A 13,133-nucleotide genomic window follows, 5' to 3' on the forward strand; every position below is an offset into this window, starting at 1 on the left:
AAGTTGCCATAGCAACCAACCAAGGGGAAGCGCATCTTCGCGACCCATCGCCGGCGCCGTGCAAATCGCGGAGGCTGGTTAGAACATGGTGATTTTGCGTGGAAACGCAGCGTCATCCTGCGCGACCGCAGGTCGACGCGGGATCCATCGTAGACCTCTGTTCCCTACGATGGATTCCGGATCTGCGCGGCTAAAGCCGCTTGTCCGGGATGACGGCGCGGTTCCGGATCAAATCAGCACGCCGCCTCAGAGGACGGGGATGACGTCCACGGCGATGCCGATCTTCTGCGAGCCGGGGCCGATCAGCACGCCGTCGAGCGGCGAGACATCGGCGTAGTCGCGGCCGAAGGCGGTGACGATATGGTCGTCGGCGACGATGAGATCGTTGGTCGGGTCGAGCCCGATCCAGCCGGTCTCAGGCCCGCACCAGAGCATCACCCAGGCATGGCTGGCGTCGGCCCCTTCCAGCCGCTTCTCGCCCGGCGGCGGGATCGTGCGAATGTACCCGCTGACATAGGCGGCAGGCAGGCCGAGCCCCCTCAGGCCCGCGATCATGATATGCGCGAAATCCTGGCAGACGCCGTGCCGCTGCGCGAAGGCCTCGGCGAGCGGGGTCGAGACCTCGGTCGCCTCGGGATCATAGGTGAAGTCGCGGCGGATGCGGGCCATCAGCTCGCTCGCTCCTTCCAGCACGGGGCGCAGCGGCGCAAAACTCTGGCGCGCATAGGTGACGACCTCGGCCACATCAGGCACCAACCGACTGGGATAGAGATGATGCGCTGGCGAATCCGGCGCCAGGCTGTCGGAGGCCAGCGCCAGGGCGGCAACCTCCTCCCAGTGCCGGGTCAGGCCGGGAAAGGGTGCAGGCGCCCGGCGCACCTCGACCCGGGCGCGCATCTCGACCTTCAGCTCGCGATGCGGCTTGGAGATCGTCAGCGTCGTCATCTGGTTGCCGAAGAAGCACAGCTGGTCGGTGCGCTCGGCCGGACGCGGCGTTATCAGGAGTTCGCTCTTCCTGACATGCTGCCCGCCATCGTTGCGCGGCAGCAGGCGCAGGATGCAACGCGCGAAGGGCACCGGCCGGCTGTAGCCGTAGGTGGTGATGTGACGGACGTCGTAGATCACGCGATGCCCGTCATCCGCGAGCCTTCCGGGCCGCTGTTTTGAAGGAAGTAGCGGTCCGCAATCGCGCTCGACAGACCCATGAGCAATTGCTCGAACAGCAGGATGCTGGTGCGGTCGAGCCGGCTGGCTTCCGCGGTGCGGCATTCGGCGGCGAGCTTCAGGATCAGCCGGCGCGGGGCTTCCAGCATGCCGTCATCCGTTAGCGAGGGCAGGTCGGCGATTTCGGTGTCGAGCCGGTCGACCTGGAAGGCGACCGAGCGTGGATTGTAAGGGTCGAGCATGACGAGATCGAGAACGGGCTGCAGGCTTGGCACCAGCAGATAGCGCGAGCGATAGGTGATCTGGGAATCGGTCAGGTCGAGCAGGGCGTCGAGGCCGTCGCTGGACGCCGTCGTTTCGGCGAAATGCCGGGCGAAGCGGCAAGTGGCGACACCACGTTCCAGCCGCCGGCCGATATCGAGGAAACGCCAGCCCGGCCCGCGCACCATGTTCTCCTGGCTGAGGCCGGAGAAGGCGGCGAGCGATTTCAACGCCCTGTCGGCGATCTCATAGGCTTCGCCGGCGCTCGGCGGCTTTCCGCCCTCGCGCGTCAACTGGCGCTGCATGTCGCCAAACAGCCGCCAGGCATCGATCGAGAGCCTTTCGCGGATGACCGACGCGGTCCGCCGCGCCTCGCGCACTGTCGCGTTCGCCGAGCCGTACTGATCGAGGCTGTGCAACGCAGCGGAGGCTTGCGATGCCGGCGTCTGGCCGCGCCCGCCCGGCGACGCGCCCCAGGCGACGAGGAGATTGGCGAGCCGCTTCAGCGTGTCGGCGCGTCCGGGCGCCGTATCGGCGTCGATCAGCCGGCCGAGCAGTGCACGGACGAGGCGCAGCGTCGCTTCAGTGCGTTCGAGATAGCGCCCGAGCCAGAACAGATTGTCGGCCGCGCGGCTGGGCAGCGTACCGGTGACGCGCCGGATGCTGATGCGATCGGCCGTCGGCAGCAGCGTCACCTGCTCGACGGGGGCATCGGACGTCACCCAGACATCGCTGGAGCGCACACCGCTGCGCATGCTGACGGCGCGGGCGTCGGGTTCGTCGGAGATGCGGCAGAAGCCGCCGGGCATGACCTTCCAGCCATCCGGAGTGGCCGCCGCGAAGACGCGCAGGGTCACGGGGTGAGGGTGCAGCCGTCCGTTCTGGAAGACCGGCATGGTCGAGAGCCGCACGATCTCCTGCCCGACATAATCCATGCCGCGTGCCTTGATCCGCGCGCGCAGGGCCTCGCGCTCGGCATGGGGCAGTTCGCCTGCGAGGATCGGGCCGCTCTCCAGCCCATCGCCCATGCTGCGGAAGGCGGGGGCGATGCTCATCTCGTCGAGCCTGTCGAGCACGATGGCGCGTTCGCGGTGCTGGCCGCACCACCAGGTCGCGACATTGGGCAGGATCAGCTCCTCGTCCAGCATCTGCTCGGCCAGCGCAGGTAGGAAACCCATCAGCGCACGCGATTCGACGACGCCTGAGCCAAGCCCGTTGGCGATATGGACATTGCCCTGCCGCACGGCCTGGACGAGGCCGGCGACGCCCAGCGCCGAGGCCGCATTCAGCTCCAGCGGGTCGGAAAAATCTCCGTCGATACGCCGCCAGATCACATCGGCGCGCTTAAGCCCGCCGATGGTGCGGACATGCACGCGGCCCTCGCGCATCACGAGGTCGCCGCCTTCGACGAGCAGGAAGCCGAGATAGCGCGCGAGATAGGTCTGCTCGAAATAGCTCTCGTTGAGCGGGCCGGGCGTCAGAAGGCAAATACGCGGCTCGACCCGCTTCGAACGCGAGACGAGGCCGGCGCGCAACCCCTGGAAGAACGAGGCGAGCCGCTCGATGTTCATGCTGCGGAACATGTCGGGGAAGGCGCGCGCCAAAGCGAGCCGGTTCTCCAGCGCATAGCCTGCACCCGAAGGCGCCTGCGTGCGGTCGCCCAGCACCCACCAGCGCCCGTCGGGGCCGCGGCCGAGATCGGCGGCATAGAGCTGCAGCGCGCCGGCTCCGGGTGCGCCTTGCAGGGGGCGCAGATAGTCGGGGCTGCCGGTCACGATCGCAGCCGGCAGCATGCCATTGGCGATCATCTTCGCAGGGCCGTAGATGTCGTCCAGCAGGGTGGAAAGCAATTGCGCGCGCTGCGCCACGCCGGCCGCGATGGTCTCCCATTCGGCGCCGGGGATGACGAGCGGCACATGGCTCAACGGCCAGGCACGCTCGCCGGCTGTCGGATCGCGCTCGTCGATATCGCCGTGGACACGATAGGACACGCCGGTGTCGTGAACGTGCCGGTCGGCAAGGCCGAAGCGCTGGTTCAGCTCGTCTGTCGAGAGCGCACACCACTCCGCAAGGAACGGCTCCCAATGCGGGCGCACGGCGCCGTCAGGACCGATGAACTCGTCATGCGTACCCGGCAGTGGCCGATACCCGGCCAGCAGCGCGTTGCGCCGCTCCGCTCTGGTGCGTGTCGACGGGGTTCGGCCCTGCAACGCCATGCTGACGATCTAGACTCCTGGTGGGCGGCGCAAATCCAGCGTGAGCGGAAATTCGGCGCTGCGCTCTTCAGGCGGAATCGCCAGCGCGCCGGGACTATGACCGATCGCCTCGAAACGTGCGAGCCGGCGGGCCTCCGCTTCATAGGAATTCACGGGAGGAGTCTCATAATTGCGCCCTCCTGGATGCGCGACATGGTAGACGCAGCCGCCCAGCGACCGCCCGACCCATGTATCGACGATGTCGAAGGTCAGCGGCGCATGCACCGGAATCGTCGGATGCAGGCCGGATGCCGGCTGCCAGGCCTTGAAGCGCAGGCCCGCGATGCTTTCCCCGGAAGTACCCGCCGCTGTCATGGGCAGCCGCCGGCCGTTGCAGGTGATCAGGTGGCGGCCGGGCACCAGCCCTTTCGCCTTGACCTGGAGACGCTCGACCGAGCTGTCGACATAGCGCACCGTGCCGCCTATCGCCCCTTCCTCGCCCATCACATGCCAGGGTTCGAGCGCCTGCCGGATTTCGATCTCGACGCCGCCATGCTCCACCTTGCCGAAGAAGGGGAAGCGGAATTCCGCCTGCGCCTCGAACCAGACGGGATCGAAGGCATAGCCGGCGCGCCCGAGATCCGCGAGCACGTCCTTGAAGTCCTGCCAGACCATCTCCGGCAGCATGAAGCGGTCGTGCAGGGTCGTGCCCCAACGCACCAGATTGCCGGCCTGAGGCTCGCGCCAGAACCACGACACCAGCGCCCGGATGAGCAATTGCTGCGCCAGCGACATCCGCGAATCCGGCGGCATTTCGAAGGAGCGGAACTCGATCAGCCCGAGCCGGCCTGTCGGGCCATCAGGCGAATAGAGCTTGTCGATGCAGATCTCGGTGCGGTGGGTGTTGCCGGAGACGTCGACGAGAAGGTTGCGGAACAGCCGGTCGACCAGCCAGAGCGGGATCCTGGGGGCGCCCGGACCGGGCACTTGCGCCAGCGCGATCTCAAGTTCGTAGAGCTGGTCGAAGCGCGCCTCGTCGATGCGCGGCGCCTGGCTGGTCGGGCCGATGAACAGGCCAGAGAACAGAAAGGACAGCGACGGGTGCCGGTTCCAGTAGAGGATGATGCTCTTCAGCAGATCCGGCCGGCGCAGGAAGGGCGAATCGGGTGGTGTGACGCCGCCGAGCACGACATGGTTGCCGCCGCCCGTGCCGGTATGGCGGCCGTCGACCATGAACTTCTCGGCGCAGAGCCGCGACTGCCGCGCCTCCTCATAGACCCCTTGCGTGATCGCGACGGCCTCGCGCCAGTTCTTGGCCGGGTGGATATTGACCTCGATCACGCCGGGGTCGGGCGTCACCTTGATCACGTTCAGGCGCGGATCGTGCGGCGGCGAATAGCCTTCGATATGAACGGGCAGGTTGAGGTCGCGCGCCACCGACTCGACGCTGGCGATCAGCTCGAGATAGTCCTCCAGCTTCTCGACCGGCGGCAGGAAGACACACAGGATATTGTCGCGGACTTCGAGGCTGATGGCGGTCCGCACATGCTCGCCGCCGATCTCCTGCTCGGTGCGATCCTGTGCGGTGCCGGCAGGTGTCTCGCCGGCGCGCGACATCTGCGTGGGATGGCTTGGCGGCTTTGCAACCGTTTCGCCCCCGAAGCCCTCATCCTGAGGAGCGGGCGCAGCCCGCGTATCGAAGGATGTTCCAGAAGGCGCGCTTCCGGTGCTAGCTGAAGCATCCTTCGAGACGCCGCTGCGCGGCTCCTCAGGATGAGGGCTCGCGTTCTGAGCTGAAAAAGGCGGCAGCGGCCCGCGCGGCTCCATCGGGTCCTGCGGATGGATATGCGGGAATTCGTCCTTCGGCACGACCGGCAGCGAGCCCAGCGGCAGGCGATAACCCACCGGCGAATCGCCTGGAACCAGGAACAGTTTGCCGCGCCTGAGCGACCATTTCTCGGAGCGCCAGCGTCGGTCGCCAGCCTGGGACTGCCAGCGCTGTACCGGAATCACATAGCCGCGCGGCTTGCCCAGGCCCAGCTGGAACACCTGCGCCATCCGCGCGCGCTCCTCGGGATCGGCAAGGCGCGGGTCGAGCGGATCGACATTGTCGGGAAGCTGGGCCTCCTTCAGCAGCCAGTGGCCGGTGTCCTCATAGGCGGGCAGCACATAGTCCGCGCCGAGGCCGAGCTTGTCGGACAGGCCAGCGGCCAGAGCCTCGACGTCGCGGATCGAGGCCGCAGCTTCCAGTTCGCGGTCGCCGCCCGTCGCCGCGCCCGGCTCGCGCGCGATCAGCGCGGCATCGCGCCAGATCGGTTCGCCATCATCGCGCCAGTACAGCGCGAAGGCCCAGCGCGGCAGGCTCTCGCCGGGATACCACTTGCCCTGGCCGTAATGCAGCATGCCGCCCGGTGCGAAGCGCTCGCGCAGCCGCCGGATCATCACATCCGCGCGCTGGCGCTTTGTCGGGCCGACCGCGGCGATGTTCCATTCCTCGCCGGTCTGGTCGTCGATCGAAACGAAGGTCGGCTCGCCGCCCATGGTGAGGCGCACGTCCTGGGCCTTCAGGTCGGCCTCGACCTGTTCGCCGAGCCGGTCGAGGCGCTGCCAGGACTCGTCGGAGAAGGGCAGGGTGATGCGCGGCACCTCATGTACGCGCGCGACGCTCATCGAGAAGTCGAAAGTCGTCTCGGCAAAGCTCGCTATGCCGGAGACCGGCGCGGCCGAGCGGTAGTGCGGCGTCGCCGCCAGCGGCAGGTGGCCCTCGCCGGTCAGCAGGCCGGAGGTGGGGTCGAGCCCGATCCAGCCGGCGCCGGGGATGTAGACCTCCGCCCAGGCGTGCAGGTCGGTGAAGTCCTTGTCCGTGCCACGCGGACCCTCCAGCGGGTCGATATCCGCCTTCATCTGGATCAGATAGCCCGAGACGAATCGGGCCGCGAAACCCAGATGCCGCATGATCTGGACGAGCAGCCAGCTGGTGTCGCGGCAGGAGCCGGACTTGATCGCAAGCGTGTGCTCGGGCGCCTGCACACCTGGCTCCATGCGGATGCCATAGGCGATACCTTGGGCGAGCCGGGCATTCAGGTCGACGATGAAGTTGACCGTGTTGGTCGGCTCGCGCGGGATGGTCGCGAGATAGGCTTCCAGTAAAGGGCCCGGCGGCTCGGTGACGAGATAGGGCGCGAGTTCCGCGCGCAATTCCTCCGGATAGGCGAAGGGGAAGATTTCGGCATCGGTTTCGACGAAGAAGTCGAACGGGTTGATGATCGAGAGTTCGGTGACGAGGTCGACCTCGATGCGGAATTCATGCACCGGCTCAGGGAAGACGAAACGCGCCAGCCAGTTGCCGCTCGGGTCCTGCTGCCAGTTCACGAAATGCTCGGCCGGCGTGACTTTCAGCGAATAGCTGTTGATCGCGGCCCGGCAATGCGGCGCGGGCCTCAGGCGGATGATCTGCGGCCCCAGCGTGACCGGCCGGTCGTAGCGATAGTGGGTGACGTGATTGAGCGCGGCGATGATGGCCAAGGGCAGGTCCCTGCTTTGTCGTCGCGAGGCGGAACGCCAGGCCGCTCCACGTTAGCGACGCATAAGAGGCCCGCAAAGCTGCAACTTGCGCAAGGACACGCCGGCAAAACAGTCCGCTGCGTAAGAACTGTGCACTTTCGTCTCAGAGCCCCTTTAGGAGGCGTCCACCCGCTGGACATCCGCCATCGAGTGGTCCCACATTGCACCGAATGGCCGCCGTTGCGGCCTCAGACATAAAATGATGGGGATTTTTCATGCGTCACGTTGCGAAATTGATGGCGGTATCGGCTTTCACCGCGTTGATGGCGACGACGGCCTACGCCCAGACACCGAAGGACACGGTGGTCATGGCCAAGCAGATCGACGACATCATCTCGCTCGATCCGGCCGAGGCTTTCGAGTTTTCCGGCGTCGAGGTCGTCACCAACCTCTACGACAAGCTGATGGGCGTCGATCTCGCCAAGAACAACGAACTGGTCAACGAGCTCGCCCAGAGCTGGACCGTAAGCCCCGACAACCTGACCTACACCTTCAAGCTCAGGCCCGGCGTCAAGTTCCACTCCGGCAATCCGCTCACGGCGTCGGACGTGGCCTACTCCTTCCAGCGCGCCGTCACGCTGAACAAGTCGCCGGGCTTCATCCTGGCCCAGTTCGGCTTCACCAAGGAGAATGTGACCGAGAAGGTGAAGGCGGTCGATGACGGGACCCTCGTCATCACGGTCTCCAAGCCCTTCGCCCCGACTTTCTTCCTGAACTGCCTGACATCGGGCGTCGCCAGCGTCGTCGATTCCAAGCTGGTCAAGGCGAACGAGAAGGATGGCGACTGGGGCAATGCCTGGCTCAAGCTGAACTCCGCCGGCTCCGGCGCCTACAAGGTTCGCGCCTACCGTCCCAACGAGCAATATGCGCTCGATGCCAACGAGAGCTGGTACAAGGGCGCGCCGAAGAACAAGCGCATCGTCGTGCGCCATGTCGCGGAGCCCGCCTCGCAGCGCCTGCTGCTCGAGAAGGGCGATGTCGACATGGCCCGCAACCTGTCGAAGGACCAGCTTGCCGGCGTCAAGGGCAAGGCCGACATCTCGATCGTGCAGGGCGACAAGGGCTATATTCTCTATCTTGGCCTCAACCAGAAGAACCCGAACCTGGCCAAGCCCGAGGTGCGGGAAGCGCTGAAATGGCTGGTCGACTACGACTCCATCGAGCGCAACATCGTCGAGGGCACCTACAGGCAGCACCAGTCCTTCCTGCCGCAGGGCTTCCTCGGCGCGATCAGCGACAAGCCCTATAAATTCGATCCGGCCAAGGCCAAGGAACTGCTCGCCAAGGCCGGCCTGCCCAACGGCTTCTCCGTCACCATGGATACGCGCTCGGTCAATCCGATCACGGATATCGCCCAGGCGGTCCAGTCCAACTGGGCGCAGGCCGGCATCAAGCTGGAACTTATCCCCGGCGACGGCAAGCAGACGCTGACGAAGTATCGCGCCCGCACGCATGACATCTATATCGGCCAATGGGGCCCGGACTATCTCGACCCCCATACCAACGCCGAAACCTTCGCCATCAACGAGAACAATGGCGAGGACGCGAAGTCCAAGACGCTTGCCTGGCGCAACGCCTGGGACATTCCGGAGATGACCAAGGTTACGCAGGGTGCGGTTCTGGAGACCGATGCCGCCAAGCGCCGGGCGACCTATGAGGCGCTCCAGCGTGAGCACCAGAAGGTCTCGCCCTTCGTCATCATGTTCCAGCAGATCGAAGTCTCGGCCCAGCGCAAGGGCGTGAGCGGCTGGGTCATCGGGCCGAGCTCCGACACCAACTTCTACGCGCCGATCGTCAAGAACTGACACCCCCGAGATGAGGAACCCGCCACGGCCCTGAAAGGCCGCGGCGGGCTTTTTGCTTTGAGATCTGGATTGTCATAGCCCTGCCGGCGGATTTCGGCAGGGCTAGACAGACTCAAGCGATCAACAAGAAACGGACCCGATCATGACGAGCGTGGCGGAGACCTCCCCTCGAAAATCCTCCTATGGCGGAGCCGCGCGCCGCTGGAGCGCGATCGTCTGGCGCGAGCTGAGCACGGTCGCAATCACCATGTTCGGCCTGCTGCTGATCACGTTCCTGATCGCCCGCGTCGTCCCTATCGACCCTGTGCTCGCAATCGTCGGTGATAACGCCCGGCCGGATGTCTATGATGCCGCGCGCGCCGAACTCGGCCTCGACAAGCCGCTCTGGCAGCAATTCGCGATCTATATCGGCAAGGTTTTCACCGGCGATCTCGGACGCTCGGTCCTGACGTCAAATACCGTGGTCGACGACATCAAGCGCGTCTTCCCCGCGACGCTGGAACTCGCGACGCTGGGCACGATCTTCGGCTGCGCGATCGGCATTCCGCTCGGTGTTCTGGCCGCGGTCTATCAGGGCCGCTGGCCCGACCAGATCGCTCGCGTCATCGGCCTGTTCGGCTATTCGATCCCGATCTTCTGGATCGGCCTGATGGCGCTCCTGCTGTTTTACGCCAAGCTCGGCTGGGTCGCGGGGCCCGGACGCGTCGGTGTCGCCTTCCAGGATTTCGTCACCCCGATCACCGGCATCGTCGTCATCGATGCGGCGCTCGAGGGGGAGTGGGAGGCATTCTGGGATGCCTGGTCGCATCTCATCCTGCCGTCCTCGGTGCTGGCGCTGTTCAGCCTGGCCTATGTCAGCCGCATGGCGCGCAGCTTCATGATCACCGAACTGCAGCAGCAATATGTGATCGCGGCGCGGGTGAAGGGCATGTCGGAGTTCCGCGTCATCTGGCGCCATGCCCTGCGCAACGCCTTCGTGCCGCTGATCACGGTGATCGCGCTGTCCTATGCGCATCTGCTGGAGGGCTCGGTTCTGACCGAGACGATCTTCGCCTGGCCGGGGCTCGGCCGCTACATCACCAATTCCCTGCTGAACGCCGACATGAACGCCGTGCTCGGCGGCACGCTGGTGATCGGCGCGGTCTTCATCGGCGTCAACCTGCTGTCCGATATTCTCGGCCGCCTCGTCGACCCACGGACGCGATAATGATGATTGCGAAAACCTCAGCCCTCATCCTGAGGAGCCGCGCAGCGGCGTCTGGAACGATGGTTCAGCGGGCACCGGAAGCATCCTTCGAGACGCCGTTCCTCGCGGAACGGCTCCTCAGGATGAGGGCTATCTACGTCATCGGCCAAGAGTGGGGGACAGTCCGCTGACAAACTGGACCGACTATCTCATCACGGATTCGCCGAGCTCGCGCCGTCAGGCCCGCCTCGGCCAGTTCTACCGGCAATGGCTCGCCTTCAAGCGCAATCGGCTGGCCATGCTGGGGCTTGGCATCGTCGTTGCGCTCCTGCTGGTCGCCGCTTTCGCGCCGCTGATCGCCACGGCCGATCCCCTGGCGCAAAACCTGGACAAGCGCCTGCTGCCGCCATCGCTGGTCAACTTTTTCGGCACGGACTCGCTGGGCCGCGACATATTCAGCCGCATCGTCTTCGGCACGCGCGTCACCCTTGTCATCGTGATCCTCGTCGTGATCACGGTCGGGCCGGTCGGCCTGCTCATCGGGGCGGCCTCCGGTTATCTCGGCGGCTGGGTCGATCGGCTGCTGATGCGAATCACCGACGTCTTCCTCGCCTTTCCGCGTCTGGTGCTGGCGCTGGCTTTCGTGGCCGCACTCGGGCCCGGATTGGAGAACGCGGTCATCGCCATCGCGATCACCGCCTGGCCGCCCTATGCCCGCGTCGCCCGCGCCGAGACGCTGATCATTCGCCAGCAGGACTATATCGCAGCGGTGCGCCTGCAGGGCGCCTCGCAATGGCGCATCGTCTGGAAGCATGTCGTGCCGATGTGTCTGCCTTCGCTGATCGTGCGCACGACGCTCGACATGGCCGGCATTATCCTGACCGCAGCCGGTCTCGGCTTTCTCGGCCTCGGCGCGCAGCCGCCGATCCCGGAATGGGGCGCGATGATCTCGGCCGGCCGCGAGCAGATCTTCGACCAGTGGTGGGTCGCGACCTTCCCCGGCCTGGCGATCTGCATCGTCGCGCTCGGCTTCAACCTGCTCGGCGATGGCCTGCGCGACGTCATGGATGCGAGGTGAGATGATGCGCGCGCCCGACACACCCACCGAACAGCCGCTGCTCGAACTCGACAATCTCCGGGTCAATTTCCACACGGCCACAGGCATCGTTCGCGCAGTGCGCGGCCTGTCCTTCACGCTCGGGCGCGAGCGGCTGGGCATCGTCGGCGAATCCGGCTCCGGCAAGTCGATGACCGGCCGCGCGATCCTCGATCTGATCCCGCATCCCGGCGAGGTCCTGGCAGATCGCATGGTCTATCGCGGGCAGGACCTGCTCACCATGGACAAGCGCACCCGGCGCAAGCTGCGCGGCCGCCATATCTCGATGGTGATGCAGGACCCGAAATTCTCGCTCAATCCGGTCCAGACTGTCGGAGAGCAGATCGCGGAGGCCTATCGCGTTCACCACAAGGCGAGCGCGCGGGAAGCCAAGCAGCGCAGCCTCGCCATGCTCGAGCAGGTGCAGATTCGCGAGCCCGGCCGGGTCTACGAGCTCTATCCCCATGAGGTCTCCGGCGGCATGGGCCAGCGCGTGATGATCGCGATGATGCTGATCGCGGAACCCGACATCCTGATCGCCGACGAGCCGACCTCGGCGCTCGATGTCACCGTCCAGCTCCAGATCCTCAAGATCCTCGACGATCTCGTCACGCAGCGCGGCATGGGCCTGATCTTCATCAGCCACGACCTGCATCTGGTGCAGTCCTTCTGTGACCGGGTCATCGTCATGTATGGCGGGAAGGCGATGGAGACGCTGCCGGCCGCCGAACTCGCCGACGAGACCGCACGCTCGCGCCGCCACCCCTACACGCTGGGCCTGCTCGGCTGCCTGCCTGATCTCGACCACCCCAAGGCGAAGCTCGCCACGCTCACCCGCGACCCGGCATGGCTGGCATGAGTGCTTTTCGGTTGAACCTCCACCGTCATTGCGAGCGCAGCGAAGCAATCCAGCCTCGTAGCGCTCGACGTCGCCTGGATTGCTTCGCTGCGCTCGCAATGACGATCGGGATTAAGGATGGCAGCAGTGTTCATGGGTTTCGGGCTCATCGCTGCGCGATGCCCCGGAATGACGGAGGTGTCTCCACATGACCACCCAACCCGCCATCACGCTCGACAGGCTCAACGTCTCCTTCGGCGATTCCCATGTCGTGAAGGACCTCTCCTTCGAGGTTCGCCCCGGGGAGAGCTACGGCATCGTCGGCGAATCCGGCTCGGGCAAGTCGACCGTGCTGCGCGTGCTCGCCGGCCTGAACCGCGATTGGAGCGGGGATGTCGCGATCCTCGGCCAGCCGCAGCCGAAGATCCGCAACAAGGCCTTCCATCGCGCCGTCCAGATGGTCTTCCAGGATCCTTACGGCTCGCTGCATCCCAAGAAGACCGTCGATGACGCGCTGGCCGAACCGCTGATGATCCATGGCATCCGCGATGCGGAAGGCCGGATCGGCCGCGCCATGGCCGATGTCGGCCTGCCCGCCTCCTTCCGCTTCCGCTATCCGCACCAGCTTTCGGGCGGCCAGCGCCAGCGCGTCGCGATCGCGCGCGCGCTCGTGCTGGAACCGACGATCCTGCTGCTGGACGAGCCAACCTCGGCGCTCGACGTCTCCATCCAGGCCGAGGTCTTGAACCTGCTCCAGACGCTTCGGCATGAGCGGAAGCTCACCTATATCCTGGTCAGCCACGATCTCGCCGTGGTCGCGCATATGTGTGAGCGCCTGCTGGTGATGCAGTTCGGCCGTGGCGTCGAGGAGATGACGGCGGCGACATTGGCTGCGCGCAGCCCCAAGACGGCCTATGCCCAGCAATTGCTGACCGCGAGCGAGGGCTTTCGCCGCAAGGCAGGCTGAGCGGGCGGGGCTGGCGTGCGTCGCTTGGGTCTTTGGCGCGCGGGCAAAACCGTCTAA

At 65.8% G+C, this 13,133-nt stretch carries 8 protein-coding genes; 5 read left to right on the forward strand and 3 right to left on the reverse strand.

What is annotated here, in order from left to right; translation table 11 throughout:
• Window positions 1-246: 246 nt before the first annotated feature.
• Genes C4S73_RS02435 through C4S73_RS02445 form a run of 3 tightly spaced genes read right to left on the reverse strand, consistent with a single transcriptional unit; the run spans window position 247 to window position 7,145 of the window.
• Window positions 247-1,125, reverse strand: coding sequence for a transglutaminase family protein (locus tag C4S73_RS02435; protein ID WP_103870850.1), 879 nt, complete (start codon window positions 1,123-1,125; stop codon window positions 247-249).
• Complete coding sequence (locus C4S73_RS02440; RefSeq protein ID WP_103870851.1) at window positions 1,122-3,641, reverse strand: circularly permuted type 2 ATP-grasp protein; 2,520 nt, start codon at window positions 3,639-3,641, stop codon at window positions 1,122-1,124. Before C4S73_RS02440 ends, C4S73_RS02435 begins: the two co-directional genes overlap by 4 nt.
• Before the next feature lie 9 nt (window positions 3,642-3,650).
• Window positions 3,651-7,145 (reverse strand): transglutaminase family protein, encoded by a 3,495-nt coding sequence (locus C4S73_RS02445; protein WP_103870852.1) that lies wholly within the window; start codon window positions 7,143-7,145, stop codon window positions 3,651-3,653.
• A 254-nt stretch (window positions 7,146-7,399) separates the two neighbouring features.
• On the opposite strand from C4S73_RS02445, the gene C4S73_RS02450 reads away from it, so the two are divergent.
• The 5 genes from C4S73_RS02450 to C4S73_RS02470 all read left to right on the forward strand — a co-directional run bounded on the left by C4S73_RS02450 (window position 7,400) and on the right by C4S73_RS02470 (window position 13,076).
• Window positions 7,400-8,989, forward strand: coding sequence for an ABC transporter substrate-binding protein (locus C4S73_RS02450; protein ID WP_103870853.1), 1,590 nt, complete (start codon window positions 7,400-7,402; stop codon window positions 8,987-8,989).
• Between the two features lie 142 nt (window positions 8,990-9,131).
• Window positions 9,132-10,196: an ABC transporter permease gene (locus tag C4S73_RS02455; protein WP_103870854.1), complete on the forward strand. Its 1,065-nt coding sequence runs from the start codon at window positions 9,132-9,134 to the stop codon at window positions 10,194-10,196.
• Window positions 10,197-10,347: 151 nt separating this feature from the next.
• Complete coding sequence (gene nikC, locus C4S73_RS02460; RefSeq protein WP_244595403.1) at window positions 10,348-11,253, forward strand: nickel transporter permease; 906 nt, start codon at window positions 10,348-10,350, stop codon at window positions 11,251-11,253.
• Window positions 11,254-11,257: 4 nt separating this feature from the next.
• Window positions 11,258-12,130, forward strand: a complete 873-nt coding sequence (locus C4S73_RS02465) for an ABC transporter ATP-binding protein (protein WP_103871256.1) — start codon at window positions 11,258-11,260, stop codon at window positions 12,128-12,130.
• Window positions 12,131-12,317: 187 nt separating this feature from the next.
• Window positions 12,318-13,076, forward strand: coding sequence for an ABC transporter ATP-binding protein (locus C4S73_RS02470; protein WP_103870855.1), 759 nt, complete (start codon window positions 12,318-12,320; stop codon window positions 13,074-13,076).
• The last annotated feature ends 57 nt before the right edge of the window (window positions 13,077-13,133 follow it).

This window comes from Allobosea lathyri (assembly GCF_900108245.1).
GTDB lineage: Bacteria > Pseudomonadota > Alphaproteobacteria > Rhizobiales > Beijerinckiaceae > Allobosea > Allobosea lathyri.

Coding starts and splice junctions, on each gene's coding strand:
- C4S73_RS02440 (WP_103870851.1), bottom strand. CDS start 3,641: ATGGCGTTGCAGGGCCGAACCCCGTCGACACGCACCAGAGCGGAGCGG.
- C4S73_RS02455 (WP_103870854.1), top strand. CDS start 9,132: ATGACGAGCGTGGCGGAGACCTCCCCTCGAAAATCCTCCTATGGCGGA.
- C4S73_RS02470 (WP_103870855.1), top strand. CDS start 12,318: ATGACCACCCAACCCGCCATCACGCTCGACAGGCTCAACGTCTCCTTC.
- C4S73_RS02450 (WP_103870853.1), top strand. CDS start 7,400: ATGCGTCACGTTGCGAAATTGATGGCGGTATCGGCTTTCACCGCGTTG.
- C4S73_RS02465 (WP_103871256.1), top strand. CDS start 11,258: ATGCGCGCGCCCGACACACCCACCGAACAGCCGCTGCTCGAACTCGAC.